This window comes from Sphingomonas sp. NPDC092440, from assembly GCF_044754985.1.
Lineage (GTDB): Bacteria > Pseudomonadota > Alphaproteobacteria > Sphingomonadales > Sphingomonadaceae > Sphingomonas.
On sequence record NZ_JBIVQA010000018.1, the window covers coordinates 30359 to 54833 of the forward strand.

22 protein-coding genes are annotated in these 24475 nt (G+C 69.4%); 9 read left to right on the top strand and 13 right to left on the bottom strand.

The window, feature by feature from the left end; genetic code table 11:
- Positions 1-47 precede the first annotated feature (47 nt).
- Genes atpD through ACIQCS_RS21795 form a run of 5 tightly spaced genes read right to left on the bottom strand, consistent with a single transcriptional unit; the run spans position 48 to position 5203 of the window.
- Entirely contained in the window at positions 48-1574 is a 1527-nt protein-coding gene (gene atpD, locus ACIQCS_RS21775) for a F0F1 ATP synthase subunit beta (protein WP_345848679.1), read from the bottom strand.
- 24 nt (positions 1575-1598) lie between these two features.
- On the bottom strand, positions 1599-2480 hold the full coding sequence (locus ACIQCS_RS21780; RefSeq protein ID WP_345848677.1) for a F0F1 ATP synthase subunit gamma: 882 nt from the start codon (positions 2478-2480) through the stop codon (positions 1599-1601).
- Positions 2481-3098 (bottom strand): LysE family translocator, encoded by a 618-nt coding sequence (locus ACIQCS_RS21785; protein WP_345848675.1) that lies wholly within the window; start codon positions 3096-3098, stop codon positions 2481-2483.
- Positions 3099-3108: 10 nt separating this feature from the next.
- Positions 3109-4638 carry a F0F1 ATP synthase subunit alpha gene (gene atpA, locus ACIQCS_RS21790; protein WP_345848674.1) on the bottom strand — a complete coding sequence of 510 codons (1530 nt, stop codon included), beginning with the start codon at positions 4636-4638 and terminating at the stop codon, positions 3109-3111.
- 10 nt (positions 4639-4648) lie between these two features.
- Positions 4649-5203, bottom strand: a complete 555-nt coding sequence (locus tag ACIQCS_RS21795) for a F0F1 ATP synthase subunit delta (RefSeq protein WP_345848672.1) — start codon at positions 5201-5203, stop codon at positions 4649-4651.
- A gap of 265 nt (positions 5204-5468) precedes the next feature.
- Between ACIQCS_RS21795 and ACIQCS_RS21800 the strand changes: the two genes are divergently transcribed.
- A complete protein-coding gene (locus tag ACIQCS_RS21800) occupies positions 5469-6383 on the top strand; it encodes a hypothetical protein (RefSeq protein ID WP_345848671.1) in 915 nt (304 codons plus the stop codon).
- A 68-nt stretch (positions 6384-6451) separates the two neighbouring features.
- The gene (locus ACIQCS_RS21805) at positions 6452-7396 is read left to right on the top strand and encodes an alpha/beta hydrolase (protein WP_345848669.1); all 945 of its coding nucleotides are present in this window, start codon (positions 6452-6454) and stop codon (positions 7394-7396) included.
- Here ACIQCS_RS21805 and ACIQCS_RS21810 read toward each other — a convergent pair.
- Both ACIQCS_RS21810 and ACIQCS_RS21815 read right to left on the bottom strand, forming a co-directional pair.
- On the bottom strand, positions 7393-8895 hold the full coding sequence (locus ACIQCS_RS21810) for a DEAD/DEAH box helicase (RefSeq protein ID WP_345848667.1): 1503 nt from the start codon (positions 8893-8895) through the stop codon (positions 7393-7395). The genes ACIQCS_RS21805 and ACIQCS_RS21810 overlap by 4 nt on opposite strands.
- A 247-nt stretch (positions 8896-9142) precedes the next feature.
- On the bottom strand, positions 9143-10564 hold the full coding sequence (locus ACIQCS_RS21815; protein WP_345848665.1) for a hypothetical protein: 1422 nt from the start codon (positions 10562-10564) through the stop codon (positions 9143-9145).
- A gap of 213 nt (positions 10565-10777) precedes the next feature.
- Between ACIQCS_RS21815 and ACIQCS_RS21820 the strand changes: the two genes are divergently transcribed.
- Positions 10778-11212, top strand: a complete 435-nt coding sequence (locus ACIQCS_RS21820; RefSeq protein WP_345848663.1) for a PilZ domain-containing protein — start codon at positions 10778-10780, stop codon at positions 11210-11212.
- On the opposite strand, the gene ACIQCS_RS21825 is transcribed toward ACIQCS_RS21820, so the two are convergent.
- A complete protein-coding gene (locus ACIQCS_RS21825) occupies positions 11187-12806 on the bottom strand; it encodes a glycoside hydrolase family 43 protein (protein ID WP_345848661.1) in 1620 nt (539 codons plus the stop codon). The genes ACIQCS_RS21820 and ACIQCS_RS21825 overlap by 26 nt on opposite strands.
- Positions 12803-14053 (bottom strand): MFS transporter, encoded by a 1251-nt coding sequence (locus ACIQCS_RS21830; protein ID WP_345848660.1) that lies wholly within the window; start codon positions 14051-14053, stop codon positions 12803-12805. The genes ACIQCS_RS21825 and ACIQCS_RS21830 overlap by 4 nt, the downstream gene beginning before the upstream one ends.
- Before the next feature lie 289 nt (positions 14054-14342).
- On the opposite strand from ACIQCS_RS21830, the gene ada reads away from it, so the two are divergent.
- Both ada and ACIQCS_RS21840 read left to right on the top strand, forming a co-directional pair.
- Positions 14343-15383 carry a bifunctional DNA-binding transcriptional regulator/O6-methylguanine-DNA methyltransferase Ada gene (gene ada / locus ACIQCS_RS21835; protein WP_345848659.1) on the top strand — a complete coding sequence of 347 codons (1041 nt, stop codon included), beginning with the start codon at positions 14343-14345 and terminating at the stop codon, positions 15381-15383.
- The gene (locus tag ACIQCS_RS21840; RefSeq protein ID WP_345848658.1) at positions 15380-15847 is read left to right on the top strand and encodes a DUF1203 domain-containing protein; all 468 of its coding nucleotides are present in this window, start codon (positions 15380-15382) and stop codon (positions 15845-15847) included. Before ada ends, ACIQCS_RS21840 begins: the two co-directional genes overlap by 4 nt.
- Before the next feature lie 209 nt (positions 15848-16056).
- On the opposite strand, the gene ACIQCS_RS21845 is transcribed toward ACIQCS_RS21840, so the two are convergent.
- The 3 genes from ACIQCS_RS21845 to ACIQCS_RS21855 form a co-directional block, all read right to left on the bottom strand.
- Complete coding sequence (locus ACIQCS_RS21845; protein WP_401531806.1) at positions 16057-17598, bottom strand: S1C family serine protease; 1542 nt, start codon at positions 17596-17598, stop codon at positions 16057-16059.
- A gap of 85 nt (positions 17599-17683) precedes the next feature.
- Positions 17684-19219, bottom strand: coding sequence for a hypothetical protein (locus ACIQCS_RS21850; protein WP_345848657.1), 1536 nt, complete (start codon positions 19217-19219; stop codon positions 17684-17686).
- A gap of 91 nt (positions 19220-19310) precedes the next feature.
- Positions 19311-21479 carry a primosomal protein N' gene (locus tag ACIQCS_RS21855; RefSeq protein WP_345848656.1) on the bottom strand — a complete coding sequence of 723 codons (2169 nt, stop codon included), beginning with the start codon at positions 21477-21479 and terminating at the stop codon, positions 19311-19313.
- Between the two features lie 74 nt (positions 21480-21553).
- On the opposite strand from ACIQCS_RS21855, the gene ACIQCS_RS21860 reads away from it, so the two are divergent.
- Both ACIQCS_RS21860 and ACIQCS_RS21865 read left to right on the top strand, forming a co-directional pair.
- Positions 21554-22021: a hypothetical protein gene (locus tag ACIQCS_RS21860; protein WP_345848654.1), complete on the top strand. Its 468-nt coding sequence runs from the start codon at positions 21554-21556 to the stop codon at positions 22019-22021.
- Positions 22018-22422: an ester cyclase gene (locus ACIQCS_RS21865; protein WP_345848652.1), complete on the top strand. Its 405-nt coding sequence runs from the start codon at positions 22018-22020 to the stop codon at positions 22420-22422. Before ACIQCS_RS21860 ends, ACIQCS_RS21865 begins: the two co-directional genes overlap by 4 nt.
- A 106-nt stretch (positions 22423-22528) precedes the next feature.
- Here ACIQCS_RS21865 and ACIQCS_RS21870 read toward each other — a convergent pair whose 3' ends face one another.
- Positions 22529-23197 carry a DUF2490 domain-containing protein gene (locus ACIQCS_RS21870; protein ID WP_345848651.1) on the bottom strand — a complete coding sequence of 223 codons (669 nt, stop codon included), beginning with the start codon at positions 23195-23197 and terminating at the stop codon, positions 22529-22531.
- An 83-nt stretch (positions 23198-23280) separates the two neighbouring features.
- Between ACIQCS_RS21870 and ACIQCS_RS21875 the strand changes: the two genes are divergently transcribed.
- Both ACIQCS_RS21875 and fsa read left to right on the top strand, forming a co-directional pair.
- Positions 23281-23682, top strand: coding sequence for a hypothetical protein (locus ACIQCS_RS21875; RefSeq protein ID WP_345848649.1), 402 nt, complete (start codon positions 23281-23283; stop codon positions 23680-23682).
- A gap of 25 nt (positions 23683-23707) precedes the next feature.
- Positions 23708-24361 (top strand): fructose-6-phosphate aldolase, encoded by a 654-nt coding sequence (gene fsa / locus ACIQCS_RS21880; protein WP_086130650.1) that lies wholly within the window; start codon positions 23708-23710, stop codon positions 24359-24361.
- The last annotated feature ends 114 nt before the right edge of the window (positions 24362-24475 follow it).

The window sequence follows — 24475 nt, forward strand, 5'->3', positions numbered from 1 at the left end:
CTCTCCCCGGCCCTCTCCCCGCAAGCGGAGAGAGGGAGGTGTTCTTCTTACGCCTCTTCGGCCAGCTTCTTGCCCTTGGCGATGGCATCGTCGATGCCGCCGACCATGTAGAAGGCCGCTTCCGGCAGATGGTCATACTCGCCGTTCACCACTGCCTTGAACGACTTGATGGTGTCCTCGATCTGCACGAAGGCGCCGGGGATGCCGGTGAACACTTCGGCGACGTGGAAGGGCTGCGAGAGGAAGCGCTGGATCTTGCGCGCGCGCGAGACGGTCAGCTTGTCCTCTTCCGAGAGCTCGTCCATGCCGAGGATGGCGATGATGTCCTGCAGCGACTTGTACTTCTGCAGGATCGACTGGACCGCACGGGCCGTCTCGTAATGCTCCTGGCCGACGACGCGCGGCTCGAGCACGCGGCTGGTCGAGTCCAGCGGATCCACCGCCGGATAGATGCCGAGCTCCGAGATCGCGCGGTTGAGCACGGTCGTCGCGTCGAGGTGGGCGAACGAAGTCGCCGGCGCCGGGTCGGTAAGATCGTCTGCGGGGACGTACACGGCCTGCACCGAGGTGATCGAGCCCTTGTTGGTCGAGGTGATGCGCTCCTGCAGCGCGCCCATGTCGGTCGACAGGGTCGGCTGATAGCCCACGGCCGACGGAATACGGCCGAGCAGCGCCGACACTTCCGCGCCCGCCTGGGTGAAGCGGAAGATGTTGTCGACGAAGAACAGCACGTCCTGGCCTTCGACGTCGCGGAAATATTCGGCGATCGTCAGGCCCGACAGCGCGACGCGGGCACGGGCGCCCGGCGGCTCGTTCATCTGGCCATAGACCAGGGCGACCTTCGAGCCGTCCGAGATGGCGTTGCCGTCGGCGTCCTTGGCGATGACGCCCGCATCGAGGAACTCGTGATAGAGGTCGTTGCCCTCACGGGTGCGCTCGCCGACGCCGGCGAACACCGAGGTGCCGCCATGGCCCTTGGCGATGTTGTTGATCAGCTCCTGGATGAGCACGGTCTTGCCCACGCCGGCACCGCCGAACAGGCCGATCTTGCCGCCCTTCGCATAGGGAGCGAGCAGATCGATGACCTTGATGCCGGTGACGAGGATCGCGTTCTCGGTCGACTGGTCGACGAACAGCGGGGCCTCGGCGTGGATCGGCGCGCGCAGGTCGGTGCCGACCGGGCCGCGCTCGTCGATCGGCTCGCCGATGACGTTGAGGATGCGGCCGAGCGTCGCCGGGCCGACCGGGACCTGGATCTGGCTGCCGGTGTCGGTGACGGTCTGGCCGCGGGTCAGGCCCTCGGTCGAGTCCATCGCGATCGTGCGGACGGTGTTCTCGCCGAGGTGCTGCGCGACCTCGAGGACGAGCTTGTTGCCGTTATTGTCGGTCTCGAGCGCCGAAAGGATCGCCGGCAGCGCGCCTTCGAACGCGACGTCGACGACGGCGCCGATCACCTGGCTGATGCGGCCGACATTGTTGGTCGTGGTCGGCAGAGTGCCGGCGGCATCGGCCTTCGGCTTGGTCGCGCGCGGCTTGCGGGCGGGCTTCTCTGCGATCGGAGCTTCGGTTGCCATTGCTGTTTCCTCGTTCGAACGGTCTTAGAGCGCTTCGGCGCCCGAAATGATTTCCACCAGCTCGGTGGTGATCGCGGCCTGGCGCTGGCGGTTGTACAGCGTGTTGAGGCGCTTGATCAGGTCGCCCGCGTTGCGCGTGGCGTTGTCCATCGCGGTCATCTTCGAGCCCTGCTCCGACGCGGCGTTCTCGCGCATCGCGCGGAACAGCTGGATCGCGACGTTGCGCGGCAGCAGGTCGGCGAGGATCGATTCCTCGTCGGGCTCATAGGTTACGGCGGCGCCGCTGCTCGGGGTCTCCGCCGCGGCGGCCGGCACGGCGACCGGGATGATCTGCTGTGCGGTCGGCTCCTGGGCGAGGACCGACTTGAAGGTGGAGTAGAACAGTGTCGCCACGTCGAACTCGCCCGCCTCGAAGCGCGCGATCAGGTCGTCGGCATAGCCGCGCGCATCGGCGAAGCCCAGCTTGCCCAGGTCGCCCGGCTCGATCGAGTGGATGAGGTTCTTCGGGAACTGGCGGTTGAGCACGGCGCGGCCCTTGCGGCCGATCGTGTAGATCTTCACCGTCTTGCCCTGCGCCACCAGCTCCTGCGCATGGCGGCGGGCCAGGCGGGCGATGTTGGTGTTGAACGCGCCGGCCAGGCCCTTGTCGCTGGTGGCGACGACGAGCAGGTGGACCTGATCCTTGCCGGTGCCGGCGAGCAGCTTGGGCGAGCTCTCGCTCACCGTCACCTTGCTCGCCAGGCTGGCGACGACGGCTTCGAGACGCTGGGCATAGGGGCGCCCGGCCTCGGCCGCTTCCTGCGCGCGGCGCAGCTTGGCGGCGGCGACCATCTTCATCGCCTTGGTGATCTTCTGCGTCGACTTCACCGAGCCGATGCGGATCTTGAGGGCCTTCAAACTTGCCATTTACGAATTCCGAGCAAGGGCCAGACGGCCCGCGAGACCAACAAATGCGACGCCGAGCACGCCCTCGACCCAGCGCATCGCGCTGCTCTGCTTCGCGGCGCGGCCCGCACGGGCGGCCACGAAGCTGATGCCGGCCAGCCAGAAGCCGCCGAGCACATAGGGCACTGCGATCAGCAGCGCGCCTTTGAGCGGAGCGTCAGGGCCGGTGCCGACGAACTGCGGCAGGATGGCGAGGAAGAACAGCGCGACCTTGGGATTGAGCGCGGTGGTGAGCAGCCCCTGCCAGAAGGGCTTGCCCAGCGCGGGTGCCTCCGCAGCGGCGGGAGCCGGCTTGATCGCTCCCCGGATCAGCTTGAAGCCGAGCCAGGCCAGGTAGATCGCGCCGGCGGTCTTCACCACCGTGAACAGCGCCGGGAAGACCGACAGCACGGCGAGGAAGCCGAAGCCGCACAGCGCCATGTACCACAGCCCGCCCAGCACCACGCCCGAGACCGCCGCCAGGCCGGCCCGCACGCCTCCTCGCGCCGCGTGACCCGCGACGAGCATGGTGTCCGGCCCGGGCGTCAGCACCAGGCCGACGCTGAGCAGCGTCCATGCGAGGAGGGAGTGGTCGGCCATCGGCTGGCGATCAGGCGAAGGTCTTGGCGAACGCCTCGAGGGCGGCCTTGAGCTTTGCCTTAACCTCGTCCGACAGGTCCTTCGAGTCGCGGATCGCGCTCAGGATGTCGGCGTGGTTCGCACGCAGGTCGGCGAGCATCGCCGCCTCGTAGCGCACCACGTCCTGCACCGAAACGGCGTCCAGGAAGCCCTGGGTGCCGGCGAAGATCGACGCCGTCTGCTCCTCGAAGGGCAGCGGGTTGAACTGCGGCTGCTTGAGCAGCTCGGTCAGGCGCGCGCCGCGGTTGAGCAGGCGCTGGGTCGAGGCGTCGAGGTCCGAACCGAACTGCGCGAACGCCGCCATCTCGCGATACTGGGCGAGGTCGAGCTTGATCGAGCCCGAGACCTTCTTCATCGCCTTGGTCTGGGCCGAGGAGCCCACGCGCGACACCGAGAGGCCGACGTTGATCGCCGGGCGGATGCCCGCGTTGAACAGGTCGGTCTCGAGGAAGATCTGGCCATCGGTGATCGAGATCACGTTGGTCGGGATATAGGCCGACACGTCGCCCGCCTGGGTCTCGATGATCGGCAGCGCGGTCAGCGAGCCGTTGCCGTTCGCGTCATTGAGCTTGGCGGCGCGCTCGAGCAGGCGGCTGTGGAGGTAGAACACGTCGCCCGGATAGGCTTCGCGGCCCGGCGGGCGGCGCAGCAGCAGCGACATCTGGCGATAGGCGACGGCCTGCTTCGACAGATCGTCGAACACGATCAGCGCGTGCATGCCGTTGTCGCGGAAATATTCGCCCATCGCGGTGCCGGTATAGGGCGCGAGGAACTGCAGCGGCGCGGGGTCCGAAGCGGTCGCGGCGACGACGATGGAATATTCCATCGCGCCATTCTCCTCGAGCGTGCGCACCAGCTGGGCGACGGTCGAGCGCTTCTGGCCGACGGCGACATAGACGCAGTAGAGCTTCTTGCTCTCGTCATTGCCGGCGTTGACGGTCTTCTGGTTGATGAAGGTGTCGATCGCGACGGCCGACTTGCCGGTCTGACGGTCGCCGATGATCAGCTCGCGCTGGCCGCGGCCGACGGGAACGAGCGCGTCGATCGCCTTGAGGCCGGTCTGCACCGGCTCGTGCACCGACTTGCGCGGGATGATGCCCGGCGCCTTCACTTCGACGCGGCTGCGCTTCTCGGCGACGATCGGGCCCTTGCCGTCGATCGGGTTGCCAAGGCCATCCACGACGCGGCCGAGCAGGCCCTTGCCGACGGGCACGTCCACGATGGTGCCGGTGCGCTTGACGGTGTCGCCCTCGCGGATCTCCGAGTCCGAGCCGAAGATCACGACGCCGACATTGTCGGCCTCGAGGTTGAGCGCCATGCCCTGCACGCCGTTCGCGAACTCGACCATCTCGCCCGCCTGGACGTTGTCGAGCCCGTGGATGCGCGCGATGCCGTCACCGACGCTGAGCACCTGGCCGGTCTCGGAGACCTGGGCCTCGGAGCCGAAATTGGCGATCTGGTCCTTGATGACCTTCGAGATTTCTGCGGCGCGGATATCCATGTCTTAGCCTTCAGCCTTTCATCGCGTGCGCGAGGGAATTGAGTCGGGTCTTGATCGAGCTGTCGATCATCTGGCTGCCGATCTTCACGACCAGCCCGCCAAGGAGCGAGGGGTCGACGGAGAGGTCGACGGCCACTTCCCGGCCGATGCGGGCGCGCAGCTGCTGCTTGAGCGCGTCGACCTGAGCGGCGGAAAGCGGATGGGCGGAGGTGACCTCGGCCGTGGTCTCGCCGCGATGCGCGGCGGCCAGCTGGCGGAAGGCGCGGATCACCGCGGGCAGCTGGTTCAGCCGGCGGTTCTGCGCCAGCACGCCCAGGAAGCTGGTGGTGGTGGCATCGAGCTTCAGGCTGGCGGCGACGGCGGCGACGGCCTTGGCGGCGTCGGCGCGCGAAACCAGCGGGCTGGCGGTCAGCGCCTTGAAGTCGCTCGATTCGGCAAGCGCCTTGGCCACGGTGCCGAGGCTGTCCTCGACCTGGGCCAGGGCCTTCGAATCACGCGCGAGCTCGAACAGGGCGGTAGCGTAGCGTCCGCTTAGGCTTGCCTGGATACCGGCGGAATTCTCCACGCGATCGGGTTCCTCTCGGAGGTTCGGGTTTCAGCCCCATATGAATTGGGGGCCGATTTCCGGCTCCATCAAAGTATTACTCTGACGGCTGCCCCATACGGCCCCCTATGGGTCGCGGCGCGGTTAGCATCGGTGTCACGGGGATGCAACCCGAGTCCGATTCGCGTGCCACGAACGACTCCCGGAACAGGGGCCGTCACGGGCATGTACCGAATCGTTTCGTGTGGTAAACGGCGCCCGCGACGACCTTTTGGGGGAAGGTGAAGTGAACAAGGGGATTCTTGGCGGCATCGCCGTCGCCGGCCTGATCGCCGGGATCGCGCATGCCGAAGTGCTGGAGATCCGCGGCGAGCTCGCCGCGCCGAACCGGGAGGCGAGCCTGCTGCGCTCGATCGCGATCGACCGTATCGAGGGGCAGGACGGCGAGGCGCTGGCCCGGGCGATCGAGCAGGGGTTGTCGGGCACGCATTTCGACTTGATGGGCGGCCGCGCCGGGCGGAACAACGCCGAGGGCGCGCTTACCGGCGGCGTGACGACGGGCGTCGACGAATCGCCGTTCCGCCGGCGGGAGAAGCGCTGCGTCGAGAAGGACAGCGCCAACCAGAAGAAGTGCATCCGCGAGGAGGAAGTGGAGGTGCGCTGCCGCCGCCGGATCGTCAGCGTGAAGGCCGATCTGAGGCTGGTGCGCAATCGCGACGGGCGGATCGTCTATTCGGTCACCAAGCCCTTCACACAGGAAAGCAGCTGGTGCGAGGGCAGGGAGGATCGCCCGGCGCCGGTGGAGGAAGTGATTGCCGATGCGATCCGCAACCTCGGCTATTCGGTGCGCGGCGACATCGCGCCGACCCTCTCGACCTATTCCATCCGCGTGCGCGAGAGCGACAAGGGCATGGCCAAGGACCAGGCCAAGCGTTTCAAGGAACTGGTGAAGCTGACCAAGCGCGACGGGCGCGGCGCGTGCGCCGGCTGGGCGGCCCTGGCGCCGGAAGTGCCGAACCATCCCTCGATCACCTTCGACCTGGGCCTCTGCGCCGAGCAGGCCGGCCAGTATGAGAAGGCGCTGGAACTGTACCATGCGGCCGCGCGCGCCGGGGCGTCCGAGGGCAGGGAAGGCGCCGACCGTGCGATTCGGCTGATCGCCGGCCGCGAGGATGCGGCGATCCGCGCGCGGTGGCGGTGAAGCTTCGATAAGGGCCGAAGCATCGCTTCTCCGATCGGCCGCATCCGCCGGACCGACTGGAGGAACCGATGCCGGAACCGATTCTCGCCGCCCCCCGCGAAGCCGCGCACGCCGGGGACGTGACCACTCTCGCTGGCGATGCCGCCATGCCGGCGTTGCTCGTTCGCCGCCTGGCCGGACCGGGAATGCCGGTGCTCTATGTGCACGGCGCCACTTTTCCATCGGCATTGTCGGTCGGATGGCGGATCGACGGGTGGTCGTGGATGGACGATCTGCGGGCGCGGGGCCTCGATGTCTGGGCGTTCGACTTTGCCGGCTATGGCGGATCGGAACGGCCGGCGGCCATGCGGGAGCACCTGCCCTATGGCCGGGCGGACGCGGCGGCGGCGCAGATCGCCCGCGTCGCCGCGCATGTCCGGGCGCGGCGCGGCGGCGCGAAGCTCCTGGTGATCGCCCATAGCTGGGGGACGATCCCCGCCGGCATCTTTGCCGGGGCATGGCCCGAGATGGTCGAGCGGCTGGTGCTGTTCGGCCCGCTCGGGGAGCGGCAGGCCGGTGACGGCCCCGCGCCGGCCGGGGGCGCATATCTCGTCACGCGCGCGGATCAGTGGCGGAGCTTCCAGTCGGGCGTGCCCGAAGGCCGGGGCTCGCCGATCGCCCCCGCGCACTTCGACGCCTGGGCGACCGCCTATCTCGCCAGCGATCCGGGAAGCACGGCGCGAGACCCGGCGGGCGTGATGGTGCCGAGCGGCCCGGACGCCGATTTCGGCGATGCCTGGTCGGGGCGCTTTCCCTATGACCCCGGCGTGGTGCGCGCGCCGACCCTGATCGTGCGCGGCGCCTGGGACTCGCTGGCGGGCGAGGCGGACATGGCGTGGCTGGCGGGCCGGCTGACGGGCGTGCCGGGCGGCGCGCACTGCGTCACTCTCGCGGACGGCGCGCACCGGATGCATCTGGAGAATCGCCGACAGGCGCTGTTCGACGCTGTCGGCGACTATCTCCTTGCGCGTTAGCGCCCGCGATTGCCGCCCTGACGGCCGCCGCCCTGGCCCTGACGCTGGCCGCCGCCGCCGCCGGTCGGCCGGGGCTGCCACTTGCGCTTGGGGCGGGCATAGTTGCGGGGCTGCTCGCCTTGCGGCGCGTCGAAGCGGCGCGGACGCGGCTCGCCCGAAGCGGCACCGGCGGCTTCGGGACGCGGCGCATGGCCGTCGCGGCGGGGCTGGTCGCCACGCGCGCGGTCGTCGCGCTGGCCCGGGCGGCCACGCTGCGGCTGGCCCGGACGGCGGCCGTCGCGCTGCATCTCGCGGCCACGGGCGCCGTTCTGCTGGTCGCGGCTCGCCGGCACGTTGACGCGGCTGGTCTTGATCTTCTCGGCAGCGGCGACGAAGCCCTCGGGCAGCGGCACCACCGCGAGCTTCTGGCGGATCAGCCGCTCGATGTCGCGCAGATAGGGGCGCTCGTCCTCGGCGCAGAAGCTGATCGCCACGCCGTCATTGCCGGCGCGCGCGGTGCGGCCGATGCGGTGGACATATTGGTCCGCCACATTCGGCAGCTCGAAGTTGAAGACATGGCTCACGCCCGACACGTCGATGCCGCGCGCCGCGATGTCGGTGGCGACCAGGATTTTCACCTTGCCCGCGCGGAACTCGCCGAGCGCGCGCTCGCGCTGCGGCTGGCTCTTGTTGCCATGGATCGCGTTGGCGGCGACGCCATTGCCCGCCAGCAGGCGGACGACGCGGTCGGCGCCGTGCTTGGTGCGGGTGAAGACCAGCGCGCGATCGATCTCGATCTCCTTGAGCATCATCGTCAGCAGCGCCTGCTTCTCGGCCTGCTGGACGAAGGTGACGCGCTGCTCGACGCGCTCGGCCGTGGTCGCCTCGGGCGTGACCTTCACTTCCACCGGCTCCTTGATGAACTGGCCGGCGAGCTCGCGGATCGTCTTCGGCATGGTCGCCGAGAAGAACAGCGACTGGCGCTTGGCGGGCAGCTCGCGGACGATGCGCTTCAGCGCGTGGATGAAGCCCAGGTCCATCATCTGGTCGGCCTCGTCGAGCACGAAGATCTCGAGGCCCATCAGGATCGCATAGCATTGGTCCATCAGGTCGACGAGGCGGCCCGGCGTGGCGACGAGGATGTCGACGCCCTTGGCGAGGTCGGTCTTGTTCTTGTGGATCGACGTGCCGCCGAAGATGGTGGCGACGCTGAGGCGGGTGCCCTTGGCATAGTGGCGCGCCTGGTCGGCGATCTGGCTGGCCAGTTCGCGGGTGGGGGCGAGCACGAGCATGCGGCAGCCGCGCGGCTGGGCGCGCTTGCCCGATGCGACCAGCCGGTCGATCGAGGGGAGCATGAAGGCGGCGGTCTTGCCGGTGCCGGTCTGGGCGATGCCGAGCAGGTCGCGCCCTTCGAGGAGCGACGGGATCGCCTTGGCCTGGATCGGCGTCGCCTCGCTATAGCCCTTGGCGGCAAGCGCGGCGAGAACGGTCTCCGAGAGACCGAGTTCGTTGAATTGCATTATGTGTCCTGTGCGTACGGCCGGCGCGCACGGACGGATTCCGAACGCGAAGGCGGGGTCAAAAATGACGACCCGCGTGACTAGGGAAGCCGTGAAATCAACCGAGCCGGGGCCGGGACGCCGTGCGTCCGATCACGCTGCCATGCTGGCTCGATGGCCGCGCATATGGCGATGAAATCGGTTTCCGTCAAGGAAGCCGGTCCGCGGGCCGCGTCTGTCCGCCGCGCGCCGCACCGGGGCAGGCGGCCTAGGGGGCAGCAATTCCCGTATATTCGCGCGGCCGCAGGCCCAGCCGCACCGCTTCGGTCTGGCCGTGGAGCATCGGGTCCTGAAAGGCACAGCGATCGCCCCATTGGCCAGGGCAGCGCGCGGGGGTCGCCGCATCGAGGATGTCGGCGATCAGGGCGTCGTCGAACGGCCGGCCGGGGAATTGCGAGAAGCGCAGATGGATCATGCGCGCGAGTGCCAGCGGTGCCACCCAGGACGTATGCGGCGCGGTGATCGGGAAGAGCGCGGTGCTGAAATCGTCGGACTGGAGCAGGGGCGTGCGGTTGAAGGCATAAGGGCGCTCGGGCAGCACGCCGGTGTTGACGAAGATATCGGCATCGGCGCGGGCGGGCCAGCCCTGGGGCGCCGCGATGCCGCCGCGGCCGCTATCGTCCAGGCCCGATGCGAGGACAGTGAAATAGCCGGTGCGGACGCGGTTGCGATAGGCGGGGATGCGCTGGTCATAAGGCGCGTCATGGAGCCCGCTGGTCTCCGATGCCGCCTGTACCGCAAGCACGCCGGGCGTGCCGAACAGCGCGGCGTAGATCGGCGCATAGGCGGCGAGCCGGTCGCGCAGCACGGCCTCGGCGGGCAGCGGCGTCCCGCAACGGCCCTGCCAGCTGTCGCGGACGGTCTGGAAAGTGTGGCCCGCGCTGTAGTTGACGAAGCGGACATCGTTGGCGCGCATCAGCGCGACGATCGCGTCCGCCGCGCGCTGGGCGGACTGCACCAGCCGCGCCTGCGCCGCGGCCCCGCCTGCGGCATCGCAATAATCGGCCGCCGCGAGGGCGTGAAGGTCGATCGCGTCCATCAGCACCAGCGGCTGGCCGGGGCTGTTGTCGGCGATCAGCGAGAAGACGGTGCTGCCATGGCCGCTATTGTCGAAGGCGATGCCGGCATAGGCCTGGTTCGCGGCATCGCCGATCGGGGCGAGCCGCTGGCTCGGCACGAAGGCGGGACCGGAGAAACGATCGAGCGCGTTCCACAGCGCCGCCGGGATGCGCCAGCCGGTCGTCGCGGCGTGCATCGCGCCGCCGGCACCCAGCCGGAAATAGCCCTTGATATGCTTGCGGAAGCGAATGGCGCGGACGGGCAGGCGGGGCAGGCTGTCGATGATCAGGATCGCCTCGCCGCTGCCGGGCGCCATCTCGAACTCGGCGGGGCTATAGGCGCGATCGGTCCAGGCGCAGTTCGCGCCGGCGGGCCGGCACGTGTCGGCGCGGATGGCCGCCGCCGCCTCGGCGATCGCCTGGTCGAGCGGATCGGCCGGGGGCGTGGGGCTCGGCGTGGGGCTCGGGCTCGGCGACGGCGTGGGGGTGGGCCGCGGCGGGGCGGCGCCATCGCCGCCACCGCTGCAGGCGGCGAGCAGCGCGGGCAGGATCAGGGATATGCGTCTTGCCATGTTTCGTCCTCGTCCGGCGGCATCGGCAGGGAGGACGGAGCCGGGCCGCGGCGCCAATCGGGATTGCGACCGGGACGCGAGCTGGTGCGACGAAAACGGCCGGGACGGGCGCGCGCCGTTGCGCATGCGAAATTAACGCGCGCGGACTCGCTCGCAAAGCACTCGTTAACCCATGGCCCGCTAGGCTCGGGGCGCCAACCATGGAGCCCCAAATTGCTCGTCGCCAAGCTTGAGATCCTCGGAGACATCGACCGCCGCGGAGCGATCCGGTTCGACACGGATTCGCCCTCGACCCTGCGCACGCCGGACGGCGGGCCGATCGACGTGCAGGTCGAGGATTTCTCGCGCACGGGCTTCCGTTTCACTTCGGAGCTCGATCTCCCGGACGGCACGCTCGTCTCGCTCGGCCTTTCGGGCGCGGGATCGCGCGCCGCCAAGGTGGTGCGCCGCTCGGGCAATACCTATGGCTGCGCCTTCATGAAGGCGTTGACCGAGGAGGAGATCGCGCATGCCTTTCGCGGCCAGGAGCATGTGCTCGCCGATCTCTCCGCCGCGCTCGCCGCGCGCTTCGGCACGGGCAAGCCGCATGCGAAGCCGGGCATTCCGCCGCTGCGGCGGCTGATCAGGCGCCCGACCCGCGAGGGCTGAATTCCCGCTCGCGATAGGCGAACCAGTCGAAATCCGCGTGGAGGCCGGCACCGGACAGGTCCTGGCATGCCATGCCGATGAACGCCCCGGTGAAATTGGGCAGGCCGGGCGCACTCGCCTCGTCCGACAGGATCGAAGCGTCGAACTGTTCCGCCAGCCATTGCCACGCGCCGCCGGGCAGGCGCCAGGCGAAGCGCAGCCGCTCGTAATCGACCTCGGCACGCAGCTCGATCGGCCCTTCCGGTATCGGGATCGGCGCAGTGAAGGCATCGGCCTGCGGCGCATCGGGCAGCGCGGACATCACGCGCAGATGGCGGCCGGCCTCCGCGTCATGGCTGACGTGCAGATAGTGGAACTTGGCCGCGTTGTAATAGGCGACCAGCCCCGCCGCCTGCTGGAAATGGCGGGGAGCGAAATCGAGCGCGCAGGAGGCGGAATAGCAAAAATCCTGTTGCCGCCGCGCGACCAGTGCCTGGGTGAACAGGCTGCCGATCGTCTCGCGGCCATGGAGGCGCAGATGGCCGGGCCGGGCGGTGAGGCTGAAGATCGCCTCCGGCTCGGGCGTGCGCAGCCATTGGAAGTCGATCGGCAGGATGGGATCGTCGAAATCGGCGCGCATGTCGGCGGGCTGGCGGCCTTCGGGGCCGGGCACGTCGCGCATCGGCATGCCCGGCTCGCCGATGGTATGGAGCCAGCCATCCGCGCCCCAGCGCATCGGCTGGATCGCGGTCTCGCGGCCCAGCACGCAGCGCCCGCGATTGGGGAGCGGGCGGCCGCAGAGATAGACCAGCCAGGGCTCGCCCGCCGGCGTCTCGACCAGATCGGCATGGCCGGCCCGCTGGAGCGGCGCGTCCGGGCGGGTGCGGCTGGAGAGGATATGGATGTCGGGGTGGAGTTCATAGGGACCGGTGAGGCTCCGCGAGCGCGCCATGGTCACCGCATGGTTCCAGCCGGTGCCGCCCTCGGCGGTGAGGAGATGATACCAGCCGCCGCGCTTGTAGAGGTGCGGCGCCTCGGTGAGGCCGAGCGGCGTGCCGGGGAAGATGTTGGTCCGCTCGCCGATCAGCCGGCGCCGCTCGGGGCAATATTCCTGCAGCACGATCCCGGCGAAGCGGTTGCGGCCCGGCCGGTGGTCCCAGAGCATGTTGAGCAGATATTTCCGCCCGTCCTCGTCATGGAAGAGCGAGGGGTCGAAACCGCTGCTGTTCAGGTGGATCGGATCGGACCACTCGCCGTTCACCGTCTCGCAGGTGACGAGATAATTGTGGAAGTCGCGGAGCGACGCGCCCGATGCGCCGCCCACCGTCGTGCGGCCATAGCGCTTCACATCGGTGTAGATCAGGTGGAAGCGCGCGCCGTCATGCGAAAGGCACGGCGCCCACACCCCGCAACTGTCGGGATCGCCGCGCATGTCCAGCTGGCTCCGGCGGTTGAGCGGCCGGGCGATCAGCTCCCAGTTGGCAAGGTCGCGGCTGTGGTGGATCTGCACGCCCGGGAACCATTCGAAGGTGGAGGTGGCGATGTAGTAATCGTCGCGCACCCGGACGATCGAGGGATCGGGGTTGAAGCCCGGCAGGATGGGGTTGCGGGTCATGCGGGTTTGCGCACCAGGGTCCAGAGCAGCGCGGCCGCCACGAGGTCGAGCAGGCCGAGCGCGATGAAGAAGGGAGTGTAGCCGATCGAGGCGACGAGGCTCCCCATCAGCAGCGAGAAGATCAGGATCGAGGCATTGGCGCAGGTGCCGGCCATGCCGGCGACGGTGCCGAGCTCGTCGCGGCGGAACAGGTCGCTCGCCATGGTGATCACGGTGACCGACAGCGTCTGATGCGCGAAGCCGCCGAGCGAGAGCAGGGCGACCGCCGCCCAGGCGCTCTCCACCGTGCCGACGAACAGCATGCCGGTCATCAGCACCGCGCCCAGCGTGAAGGTCCAGCGGCGCGCATCGATCAGGTCGACGCCGCGGCGCTGGAGCCACAGCACCACCGCCGGCCCGAACAGGCAGCCCAGATCGGCGGCGACGAAGGGCAGGAAGGCGCTGAGCGCGATCTCGGCCAGGTCGAAATGGCGCACCTTCACCAGATAGAGCGGCAGCCAGAAGGTCAGCGTGCCCCAGGTCGGATCGGCCAGGAAGCGCGGGATCGCGATGCCCCAGAAATTGCGCTGGCGCAGGATCGACAGGATCGAGGGCCGCGCCCCCGCCGCCTGTATATGCGCTTCCTGTCCGGCCAGGATATGGGCGCGCTCCGCTTCGCCGATCGCAGGATGCTCGGCGGGCGGACGATAGCAGCGCAGCCACAGCAGCGCCCAGAACAGGGCAAGGGCGCCGGCGATCACGAAGGCCGCGCGCCAGTTCCACATCCAGATCGACCAGGCGACCAGCGGCGCCGCCAGCGCCGATCCGGCCGAAGCGCCGAGATTGTAGATGCCGCCGGCAAGACCCCGCTCCTTCGCGGGAAACCATTCGGAGACGACCTTGAGCCCGCCGGTGTGCGAGGTGCCCTCGGCAAAGCCCAGCGCGCCGCGCAGGCCGAACAGCATCTGCCAGTTGAAGGCGAGGCCGTGCGCCATGGTCAGCACCCCCCAGCAGCTCGCGAAGATGGCGAGCCCGGTGCGCAGCCCGATCGTGTCGAGGATGTAGCCGACGATCGGCTGCAGCATCACGCCGGCCTGGAAGGCGGCGGTGATCCAGCCATATTGATGCTCGTCGATGCCCAGGTCCGGCATGAACACGGGGGCGGCGACCGCCAGGGTGGAGCGGGTGAGATAGTTCACGACCGTGCCCAGCATCACGATCCCGATGATCCACCAGCGCAGGGCGTGCGTGCGTCGCCAGAAGGACATGGCCTCTCCCGTGCGGGCGTCGCGGCATGCGCCCGTTAGCGCTAACGGTGGCGGGTTTGGGGTGGAAGGGCAAGAGGGATTTGTATGAGTTATTAGACTCCCCTCCCTGGAAGGGAGGGGTCGGGGGTGGGTATTTGCCCGCGATACGATGAGGCTATGCATGGGGCTGCAGTATCGCCAAGCCTCCACCCACCCCCAGCCCCTCCCTTCCAGGGAGGGGAGCTTCGGAAGCGGGTTTGACCGCAATCGCCGGGATGTGGCCCGCCCGGCGCGCGCCTATATCCATCCCATGACCCACCCATTCTCCCTCTCCGAAGACGCGGCCTGGGCCGCCTTCGAAGCGCGCGACCGCGCCTTTGACGGGCGATTGATCGTCGCGGTGACCACCACGCGCATCTATTGCAAGCCGACTTGCCCGGCGCGCCGGCCGAAGCGCGAGCATGTCGAGTTCTTCGACGATGCCGATGCCGCCCGTGCCGCCGGCTATCGGGCGTGCCTGCGCTGCAAGCCCGACGAGGTCGGCCGCGACCGGATCGCCGTGGCGAAGGCGGTGGCGCTGATCGAGGCGGCCGAGGATAGTGTCTCGCTCGACGAAGTCGCCGCGGCGGTCGGCTATGCGCCGCATCATTTCCACCGGCTGTTCAAGCGCGCCACCGGCGTGACGCCCGCCGCCTATGCCCGCGGGCTGAAGGCGAAGCGCGCCGCCGAGGCGCTGTCCGGCGAGGAAAGCGTGACCGGCGCGATCTACGAGGCCGGCTATTCCGCGCCGAGCCGCTTCTACGAGACCGCCAATGCCCGGCTCGGCATGAGCCCCAGCATATGGAAGCGCGGCGGCGCGGGCGTGACGATCCGCTGGACCGTCGCCGAGACCAGCCTGGGCCCGCTGCTGATCGCGGCGACTGACAAGGGCCTGTGCCGCGTCGCCTTCGAGGAGAATGCCTTCGACCTGACCCGGCGCTTCCCGGCGGCGGAGGTGGTCCAGGGCGGGGCGGCGCTCGCCGCGCTCGCCGCGCGGGTGGTCGCCGAGGTGGAGAGCCCGGGGCGCGACACCGATCTGCCGCTCGACGTGCGGGGCACGGCCTTTCAGGAAGCCGTGTGGCAGGCGCTGCGTGCGATCCCGCCAGGCGAGACGCGCAGCTATGCCCAGCTCGCCGCCGCCGCCGGCAGCCCCGGCGCGGTGCGCGCCGCGGGCACGGCTTGCGGCGCCAATCACGTGCCGGTGATCATCCCGTGCCACCGCGCGCTGCGCTCGGACGGCAGCATGGGCGGCTATGCCTATGGCGTGGACCGCAAAAAGGCATTGCTGAAGCGCGAGGGAGCGGACCAATGAACTATGTAATCCAGGGTATCGATCCGGCGCCGTTCCGCCCTCTCTACGGCCTGTCGGACGCGGAGCTGGCGGCGCGGCATGCCGTCCGCATGTCGGTGGGCAAGAAGCCTGGCGCGCCGTGCCGGGTGACGCTGGCCGATGCCGAGCCGGGCGAGACGGTGCTGCTGGTCAACCACGAGCATCTGCCGGTCGCCTCGCCCTATCGCAGCGCCCATGCCATCTTCGTGCGCGAGGGGGCCGAGGTGCCGGCGCGTTTCGAGAATGCGGTGCCCGAGCCGCTGGCGATCCGCCTGCTCTCGGTCCGCGCCTTTGACGGCGCCGGCATGATGACCGATGCCGAGGTGGTGGAGGGCCGTGATCTCGAGCCGCTGATCGCGCGCTTCTTCGCGGATCCGGCGGTGGCGTATCTGCACGTGCACAATGCCAGGCCCGGCTGCTTCGCGGCGCGGGTGGACCGGGGCTAGGCTGGGGCCTCACAACCCCCACCGTCCTCCCCGCGCAGGCGGGGGCCCAGGGTAGAGAGCAAGGGTCGCGAGGCGCGCTTTGCCGTCGCCGGCAAACCCATGCGCGATTTCTTCGATTACCCCATGCTACCCTGGATCCCCGCCTGCGCGGGGAGGACGGTGAGTAGCTATCTAGGGTCGGGGCTCGTACTCCTCTGGTGGTCGGCGGATCACTTCGCCGCGGGCGTCGTCCCGGCCGCCGTCCCGTCCGATGCCGAGCATTTGTAGACCAGCTTCTCGTTGTACACCGGCGGCAGCGCGGTGCGGATCGATTGCTGCTGGGTCGCCAGCTCGGCGCGCTTGGCCTGGTCCGCCGAGCATTCCTTGAGCGGCACGCCCTTCCGCAGCGCGCGCGCCTGCTTCATCTGCTCCGAGGAGAGCAGATAGCGCGTATTGGTGTAGGTGGCCGTCGCCGGATCGAAGTCGAGCACCGAGACATTGGCTTCCTGGTCCGGCACCAGGATGCGCTGCCAGTGCGTGCCCGACTCGGCATATTGGGTGCGGCCGTTGATGCAGCCGTCCTCGCCGATGTCGAGGTCGACCTTGTCGGTCGGGGAAACGATCACCCGGCTGCGCTCGGGAACGAGCGTGCAGACCAGCTTGCCCTGCGCCGCCGTGCTCGTGGTGCCCGCCGCCACGGCCTTGGGCACCGGCACCACCGTGGCTTCGTCGAAGCCCGGCCGGCTGAGGAACAGGGCGGCCGCGCCCAGCATCAGCACGCCGCCGCCCGCCGCGACCCAGATCGCCTCGCGCTTGCGCTCGCGCGAGAGCAGCAGCCCGGCCCCGCCCACCGCCAGCGCGCCCAGCACGAGCAGCACCGCGGCACCGGCCATATAGTTCTCGCGGGCGGTCTCGGCGCGATTGCGCGCCTGGGTGATCGCATCGTCGCGCTCGGCCTCGGCCCGGGCGGCATTGGCGCGCGACGCCTCGTCGGCCGCCAGGCGGGCCTTCTCGTCGGCGCTGCGCTCCTGCGCCATCTGCTCCTCGACCGAGGTGCAGGGGATGTCGACCGTGGCGAAGGGCTGCTTCGCCTCGCCCAGAAAGGCGGCCAGCTCGCTGCCGGCAATCGCGAAGGCGAAAGTCGAATCGCCGTCGTCATTATGCGTGATCGCCGAATTGACGCCCAGCACCCGGCCGCAGCGATCGAGCAGCGGGCCGCCCGAATTGCCGCGCGCGATGCTGGCGGTGTGGAGCAGCACGCTCACGCCGCTCAGCTGGCGCAGCCCGGCGAACCCGCCCTGCGAGCGCACCGGCGACTGGGGCTTGATGAAATCCGCCGCCGAGCGCGCGGTGGCGACGTCGACATTGCCCGGATAGCCGAGCGCGACGAGCGAGTCGCCGTCGGAGATCCTGCCGCCGAACAGGGTGAGCGGCGGCAGGCGCACGCCGGTGAACTCGATCAGCGCCAGGTCGCGCGCCTGGTCGATCTTGATCACCTTGCCCTGATAGGATTTGTCGCCCTCCGAGGGGACGACGCCGATCACGACATTGTCGGGATAGCGGGAGGCGAGGTCGACGACGTGCGCGTTGGTGACCACTCGGTTCGGCGCCACCGCGAAGCCGCTGCCATGGCCGAAGCCGACCACTTCGTCATCGACCACCGCGATGGTGACGATCCGCACCACGCCGCGCGCCGAGGCGGAGATGTCGTCGGCATGCGCCGGGGCCGCCCATGCGAAGAGCATAGCCACCACGATAAGCAACCGACGCATCATCGAACCCGAACCTCCGTTTGGCCGGCAGCTTTCGGGCAAAAGCCCCGGCGGTTCAAGCCGGGGCCTGCGGCGGCAGCGGGGTTCAGCCCTTTTTCTTCTTCTCCGCCTCCTCGGCCGCCTTCTTCGCCTTGGCCTCGCCCTCGGCGAGCACGGCGAGCGCGCCTTCGGTTCCCTTCTCGTCGAGCGCGGTGAGGACCTTCAGCGCCATATTGTCGACCGGCGCGTGCGGGCTGTAGGCGACCGGCTCGAAGGCGACGCGCGCGGCCTTGGCGTCGTTCATCTCGAGCAGCACCTTGCCCGCCGTGACGCGCAGGCCGGTGTCGAACGGTGCCAGCACATAGGCGCCGAGCAGTCCGTTCCGCGCATTGGCGGTCGGCGCCTGCTTGGCCGCGGCGAAGCTCTCGTAGAACAGCACCAGCGGCTGGGGATAGTCGGTATCGAGCTTGTTGGCCTTGAGGAAATAGCCGCGGATCGCCTTCCAGCGCTCCGGATTGGTGTCGCCGGCGGCCTTGGCGGCCTCCATCTGCGCCATGCCCTTGTAGAGCAGGGCATGGATCGACTTGGGATCGGCGGCCAGCGCGCGATCGGCGGCCGCTTCGGCGGCGGCATAGTTCTTGGCGTCGAACTCGGCCTCGGCCAGCTCGTTCTGCGCCGCCGCGTCGGTGGGATGGGGCGCCGCGAGCCGGCGCGCGAGCTCGGCGACTTCGGGCGCGGTTTCCGAGGTCACGCCGCTGCTCGAGCGCAGCCGTGCCGGCAGGGTGGCGATCTCGCCGGCACCCAGCTTGCGCAGCGTGACCTTGCCGACCGCGACCTGGTCCTTGGAAAGGCGCAGCAACGGCAGCGTCTTGCCCGAGATGTAGCGGTTGAGCTTATTGTCGAGATCGTTCGGATTCCCGAAGGACCGGCCCGCCTCGGCGGTCTTCCCCTCGTTGCTCAACGTGATGTAGTCGGCCAGTTCCTTGCCGTGCCCGCCGAGCAGCGCATAATGGGTGAGCAGCCAGCCGCGGCCATAGAGGATATGGGTCTGCAGGCCGTCGAGCTTGCCCGGGTTGAGCATCAGCAACTGGCTGGCCGGGATCTGGTTGGTCTGGTTGATGCCGTATTTGCGATATTCCGGCGGCGCGCCGAAGGTCAGCGTGCCGTCCGTCCGGTAGCTGGCGGTGCCGACGAACTCGGCGAACCCCTCGACGAACCATTTGGCGAACACCGCGCTCGGCCAGCTCGCGAACATGAAGCTATGGGCATATTCGTGCTGCAGGATCGTCCGCGCGCTGAGCTCGCCGCTGGTCTTGCGCGGCGCGAACGCCATCGGGCCGGAGGCGCGCGCCTGGTAATAGCCGGCGATCGAGTGGTTGCCCGAAAGCTTCCGGATCGCATCGACGTCGTCGAGCATGAACACGGTGACGCGCAGGTTTGGGCTGAGCGGCTTGTCCGGCGTGCCGGTGATCGTCCGCAGCGCCTGGTCGAAGCGCTCGAGCGACTCGGTCGCCGCGGTGACCTGTTCGGGCGAGCCTTCCGAATAGACGATGAAATGCTTGGAGCTGCCTTCGTACCAGTCGGCGGCGTGCGCGAACGACGGCAGTAGCAGCGAAGTGGCGAGCAACAGATGACGACGCATGATTCTTCCCCCCGATCGACCGAGTTTATGAACTGCGGCCGGCTCGTCAATCGGTGACGTTGCGGGGGCGGGCGATCGGGTCTGCCGCGGATCAGACGAAGCTGTAGGGGTCGACGTCCACGGCCACGCGCACCTTGGGGCTCCAGGCCAGGCTGCCCAGCCAGTCGCGCAGCACCTGCTGCACGTCGAAGCTGCGCCGGGCATGGACGAGCAGCCGGTAGCGGTGGCGGCCGCGCAGCATCGCCAGCGGGGCGGGCGCGGGGCCGTAGACGTGCATGTCCTCGCCGATCTCGGGCGCGGTGCGGCCGATCATCCGGGCGGCTTCCTCGGCGGCGGCGCGGTCCTCGCTCGAGACGATGATCGCGGCATAGCGGCCATAGGGCGGGGCCTCGGCGTCGCGGCGCGCCTCGGCCTCGGCGGCGTAGAAGCTGTCGGCATCACCCGAGACGAGCGCGCGCATCACCGGCGCATCGGGCGCGTGCGTCTGGATATAGACGGTGCCGGGCTTCTCGCCCCGGCCCGCGCGCCCGGCCACCTGCATGATCTGCTGGAAGGTCCGCTCGCTGGCGCGCAGGTCGCCGCCGTCCAGTCCCAGGTCCGCATCGACCACGCCGACCAGGGTCAGATTGGGGAAGTGATAGCCCTTGGTGACCAGCTGGGTGCCGATGACGATGTCGATCGCGCCATGTTCCATCCGTGCGACGAACTCGGCGGCCTTGGCGGGCGACCAGAGCGTGTCCGAGGTGACGATGGCGGTCCGCGCCTCGGGCCACAGCGCCGCCACTTCGTCGGCGATGCGCTCCACGCCGGGGCCGCAGGCGACCAGCGTGTCCTCGCTCTTGCATTCGGGGCACAGGCTCGGCGCCGGGATGGTGTGCCCGCAATGATGGCAGGAGAGGCGGCGGAGCAGCCGATGCTCGACCATCCAGGCGGTGCAGTTCGGGCATTGGAAACGGTGGCCGCAATGCCGGCAGAGCGTCAGCGGGGCATAGCCGCGCCGGTTGAGGAACAGCAGCGACTGCTCGCCCCGCGCCAGCGTCGCGTCGATCGCCTTTACCAGCGGCGGTGCCAGCCAGCGGCCGCGCTCGGGCGGCTCCTGGATCAGGTCGATGGGCAGGATCTCGGGCATCTCGGCGGCGCCGTATCGTCCGGGCAGCTTGAGCTCCGCATAGCGGCCCAGCTCCACCTGGTGGCGCGTCTCGATCGCCGGCGTGGCGGAAGCGAGGATCACCGGGCAGGATTCGAACCGGCCGCGCATCACCGCCACGTCGCGGGCATGGTAATGGACGCCGTCCTCCTGCTTGAAGCTGGTCTCGTGCGCCTCGTCGACCACGATCAGGCCGAGATTGGGATAGGGCAGGAACAGCGCCGAGCGGGCGCCCACCGTCACCATCGCCTCGCCGCCGGCGATCGCCCGCCAGGCGCGGCGACGCTGCGAAGTGCGCAGGCCCGAATGCCAGGCGACGGGGTCGCAGCCGAAGCGCTTCTCGAAGCGCGTGAGGAAAGGCTCGGTCAGCGCGATCTCGGGCAGCAGCACCAGCGTCTGCCGCCCCGCCGCCAGCGCCGCAGCGACCGCTTCGAAATAGACTTCGGTCTTGCCCGATCCCGTCACCCCGTCGAGCAGGAAGGGCTGGAAACTGGCCGCCTCCACTGCCTGGCGCAGCGTCGCGGCGGCATCGGCCTGTTCGGGGTTGAGCCGGGGCGGAGCGAAATCGGGCTGGGGCAGCGGATAGGGCGTGTCGGTGTCGACCACCACCGCTTCGATCGCGCCGGCCTTCACCAAGCCGCGGATCACTGCGTCGGAGACGTCGGCGGCCAGGGCCAGCTCGCGCACCAGCCCCTGGCGCTCGCCGATCCGCTCGAGCGCCTGGGCGCGCTGCGGGGTCAGCCGGGCGGGCACCTGGCCGGTCGCGCGATATTCGGTGATCGTCGGCGCGCTCTCGAACGCCGCCGAGGTGCGCAGCGCCATCGCCAGCACGGCCGAGGGCGGGCTCAGATAATAGTCCGCGGTCCATTCGACGAGGCGGCGGACCGATGCGGGAATCGGCGGCGCGTCGGCGACGGCCATGATGTTCCGCAACCGGTTGTCGCCGATCTCCTCGGTCGGCAGCCGCTCGGGCTCCCAGACCACGCCCGCATATTGGCGCGGCCCGATCGGCACGACCACGATCGATCCCGGCGCGACCTGCATGCCGGCAGGCACGCGATAGTCGAGCGGGCCGAGCGCGGGATGGAGGACGAGGACGCGGGCGCGGGACATGGATGCCCCTCATATGGGCTTTTGCACCGGAAACGGAATCCCCGTATCCGGTTGGCGCTTCAAGGAGACCGAAGATGCTGCTCGCTGCTGCCCTGTTGCTCGCCCAGGCCGCACCCGCCGCCCCGGCGGCGCAGACCACCCAATGCAAGGCGACCGACGCCAGCCTGCCCACCGGCCTGCTCGGCTGGCTCACGCCGGGCGACGCGTTCGTCCCCGGCAAGGCGGTGGCGCTGGACACGATCGACGGCGCGGCGCTCAAGGGCCTGCCCGTGGGGAGCAAGCCGGGCAAGGCGGCGATGATCGGCTTCCGGATCGCGGGCGCCGGCATCTATGGCGTGGCGCTCGACCAGGGCGGCTGGATCGACGTGCTGCCGGGGGCCGAGGGCGGCACGGCGCTCGCCTCGGTCAGGCACGGCCATGGTCCCGAATGCTCGACGATTCGCAAGATCGTCCGCTTCCGGCTCGAGCCGGGCATCTATCGCCTCTATGTCTCCGGCCTTGCCGGGGCGCGGGTTAAGGCCATGCTGGTGGCCGGCGAATGAGCGCCGCGAACAAGGCGGCGGTCCGCACCTATGTCGACGCGTTCAACGCGCACGACGTCGCGCGGCTGACGCGGCTCTTCGCGCCGGATGCGAAGATCTGGGGCGTGCTCGGCGCCGGATCGCTCGACATGGCGATGGGGATCTGGCGCGAGCTGCACGAGGGGATGGAGATGCGGCTGGAGATCCTCGACCTGGTCGCCGAGGGGGATTCGGTGGCGGTGCGCCTGCGCGAGACCGGCCGTTTCATCGGCCCCTTTCGCGGATTGGGCGGGCTGGCGCCGACCGGGCGGCCCTATGAGGTGGCCGCGATGGAATGGTTCCGGCTGGAGGACGGGAAGATCACCGAGCGCTGGGGCGCCCGCGATTCCGCCGCGATCCTGAGGCAGGTGAGCGAGGCTTAGGGTGGAAGCCGAAACAAGCCGTTGAAACTACGTCCGTCATCCCCGCCCCCGCGGGGGGGACGATGGAGAAGCGCGGATGACGGTATTTGCTGATCGAGCCGGCACCCTAGGGCCGCAGCGTCAGCCCGATCGTCATCGCATGGTCCATCTGGTCGCGCGCGCCGGCGCGGCCGAAGCGATACTGGTTGAGATAGCCGATCTCGACGCGCAGCTGGCGGCCCAGCGGCGCGCCCAGTCCGATATTGGCCCGCACCCGCTCGATCCCGCCGCGCTGGCCCCAGGCGGTGCTGTTGAGATTGAGGAACGTCTCGTGCGTCGCGAACAGGCCGAGCCCGGTCCGGCCCAGCGGCGCGTTGAAGCGCAGCTGGCCGCGCACGCGGTGGCCGATCTCCGGGCCGGAGCTGTTGAAGCGCTGCTCGAGCCGGATCCGCGTGGCGAAGCCGGCGCCGAGCGGGACGATCACGTGCTGGCGCAGCCGCTCCTCGTTCGGCAGCGTCCGGTCGCCGACGAAATCCTCGACGTGCCGATAGCCGATGGCGAGCTCGACCTTGCCGAGCTTCCAGGCGAACAGCCCGCCGATCTCGGTGTGCGCCAGCCCCCGGGCGCGCTCGCCGAAGCGGGCGATGCTTTCCACCGTCGCCTCCTGATGCTCGCCCATACGGACGACGCCGCTCGCCTGCAGCCACAGCTGGTCGTCGGTCCGCTGCGCGCGCGCGGGCATGGCGGCCAGGAGCAGGGGCAGGACGACGCACCAACGCATCGCGCCTAAACGCATCGTCTTCATTCCGGTGCAAGCTTTACTTGCCGGGCCTGGAACATCCATGGAACATCGCCGCGATCAAAGGGGGGACAAGGGCAATGATTCTCACGACGGCGCTGGCTCTGGGCATGGCGGCGCAGGGCCGCTGCGCGACGCTCGACACGCGGCTTCCGCGCTCGCTCGCCGGCTGGACGCGCGACGGGCGCGGGCTGGATACCGGCCATGCGGTGACGCTCCCGGTGCGTGGCGGCAGCGGCGTCGAGACGCGCGTCACGATCCGCAAGGCCGGCACGGTCGGCATCGCGATCGATCGCGCGGGCTGGATCGATGCCTTCGCCGCCGGCAGCCCGCGCGCGCTGCGCATGGCGTCGGAGCGCCGGGGGCCGCGCTGCTCGACGATCCACAAGATCCTCTATTACCGGATGCGCCCCGGCACCTATCGCGTCACGGTGAATCGGCTTAAGGGCGGCCGTGCAAGGCTGATGCTCACGCACGACTGACAGCAAATGTCATAAGGGATTCCCGATGAAGTTCTTCGCCGACACTGCCGATACCGCCGATATTCGCGACCTGGCCGCCACCGGCCTGCTCGACGGCGTCACCACCAATCCCTCGCTGATCCACAAGGCGGGCCGCGATTTCCTCGAAGTGGTCGCGGAGATCTGCGAGATCGTCGAGGGCCCGGTCTCGGCCGAGGTCGTCGCGCTCGATTTCGAGGGCATGATGCGCGAGGCGGAGATCGTCCGGAAGATCGCCGACAACGTCGCGGTCAAGGTGCCGCTGACGATCGACGGCCTCAAGGCGTGCAAGGCGCTCACCGACGACGGCACGATGGTCAACGTGACTCTCTGCTTCTCGGCCAACCAGGCGCTGCTCGCCGCCAAGGCCGGCGCGACCTTCATCTCGCCTTTTGTCGGCCGGCATGACGATATCGGCTATCCGGGCATGGACCTGATCGCCGACATCCGCACGATCTACGACAATTACGCTTTCGACACCGAGATCCTGGTCGCCAGCGTGCGCAACCCGATCCATGTGCTCGAGGCCGCCAAGATCGGCGCCGACGTGATGACCGCGCCGCCGAGCGTGATCCGCCAGCTGGTCAAGCACCCGCTGACCGACAACGGCATCGCCGCCTTCATGGCCGATTGGGCCAAGACCGGGCAGAAGATCGGCTGACTTCCCAATTCCTCCCCCAGCTTGCTGGGGGAGGCTGACCGCCGCCGAAGGCGGGGGTGGAGGGGCGCGGCGGGCACCGCCGCGTTCGCGGCGGCCCCTCCACCACTCGCTGCG

Bases quoted from the DNA above. Each gene is read 5' to 3' on its own strand.
- ACIQCS_RS21830 (WP_345848660.1), bottom strand. From the start codon at position 14,053: ATGTCCTTCTGGCGACGCACGCACGCCCTGCGCTGGTGGATCATCGGG.
- ACIQCS_RS21815 (WP_345848665.1), bottom strand. From the start codon at position 10,564: ATGGCAAGACGCATATCCCTGATCCTGCCCGCGCTGCTCGCCGCCTGC.
- ACIQCS_RS21855 (WP_345848656.1), bottom strand. From the start codon at position 21,479: ATGTCCCGCGCCCGCGTCCTCGTCCTCCATCCCGCGCTCGGCCCGCTC.
- ACIQCS_RS21870 (WP_345848651.1), bottom strand. From the start codon at position 23,197: ATGCGTTTAGGCGCGATGCGTTGGTGCGTCGTCCTGCCCCTGCTCCTG.
- atpA (WP_345848674.1), bottom strand. From the start codon at position 4,638: ATGGATATCCGCGCCGCAGAAATCTCGAAGGTCATCAAGGACCAGATC.
- ACIQCS_RS21780 (WP_345848677.1), bottom strand. From the start codon at position 2,480: ATGGCAAGTTTGAAGGCCCTCAAGATCCGCATCGGCTCGGTGAAGTCG.
- ACIQCS_RS21865 (WP_345848652.1), top strand. From the start codon at position 22,018: ATGAGCGCCGCGAACAAGGCGGCGGTCCGCACCTATGTCGACGCGTTC.
- ACIQCS_RS21825 (WP_345848661.1), bottom strand. From the start codon at position 12,806: ATGACCCGCAACCCCATCCTGCCGGGCTTCAACCCCGATCCCTCGATC.
- ACIQCS_RS21875 (WP_345848649.1), top strand. From the start codon at position 23,281: ATGATTCTCACGACGGCGCTGGCTCTGGGCATGGCGGCGCAGGGCCGC.
- ACIQCS_RS21860 (WP_345848654.1), top strand. From the start codon at position 21,554: ATGCTGCTCGCTGCTGCCCTGTTGCTCGCCCAGGCCGCACCCGCCGCC.
- ada (WP_345848659.1), top strand. From the start codon at position 14,343: ATGACCCACCCATTCTCCCTCTCCGAAGACGCGGCCTGGGCCGCCTTC.
- ACIQCS_RS21850 (WP_345848657.1), bottom strand. From the start codon at position 19,219: ATGCGTCGTCATCTGTTGCTCGCCACTTCGCTGCTACTGCCGTCGTTC.
- fsa (WP_086130650.1), top strand. From the start codon at position 23,708: ATGAAGTTCTTCGCCGACACTGCCGATACCGCCGATATTCGCGACCTG.
- ACIQCS_RS21840 (WP_345848658.1), top strand. From the start codon at position 15,380: ATGAACTATGTAATCCAGGGTATCGATCCGGCGCCGTTCCGCCCTCTC.
- ACIQCS_RS21805 (WP_345848669.1), top strand. From the start codon at position 6,452: ATGCCGGAACCGATTCTCGCCGCCCCCCGCGAAGCCGCGCACGCCGGG.
- ACIQCS_RS21810 (WP_345848667.1), bottom strand. From the start codon at position 8,895: ATGCAATTCAACGAACTCGGTCTCTCGGAGACCGTTCTCGCCGCGCTT.
- atpD (WP_345848679.1), bottom strand. From the start codon at position 1,574: ATGGCAACCGAAGCTCCGATCGCAGAGAAGCCCGCCCGCAAGCCGCGC.
- ACIQCS_RS21845 (WP_401531806.1), bottom strand. From the start codon at position 17,598: ATGCGTCGGTTGCTTATCGTGGTGGCTATGCTCTTCGCATGGGCGGCC.
- ACIQCS_RS21785 (WP_345848675.1), bottom strand. From the start codon at position 3,098: ATGGCCGACCACTCCCTCCTCGCATGGACGCTGCTCAGCGTCGGCCTG.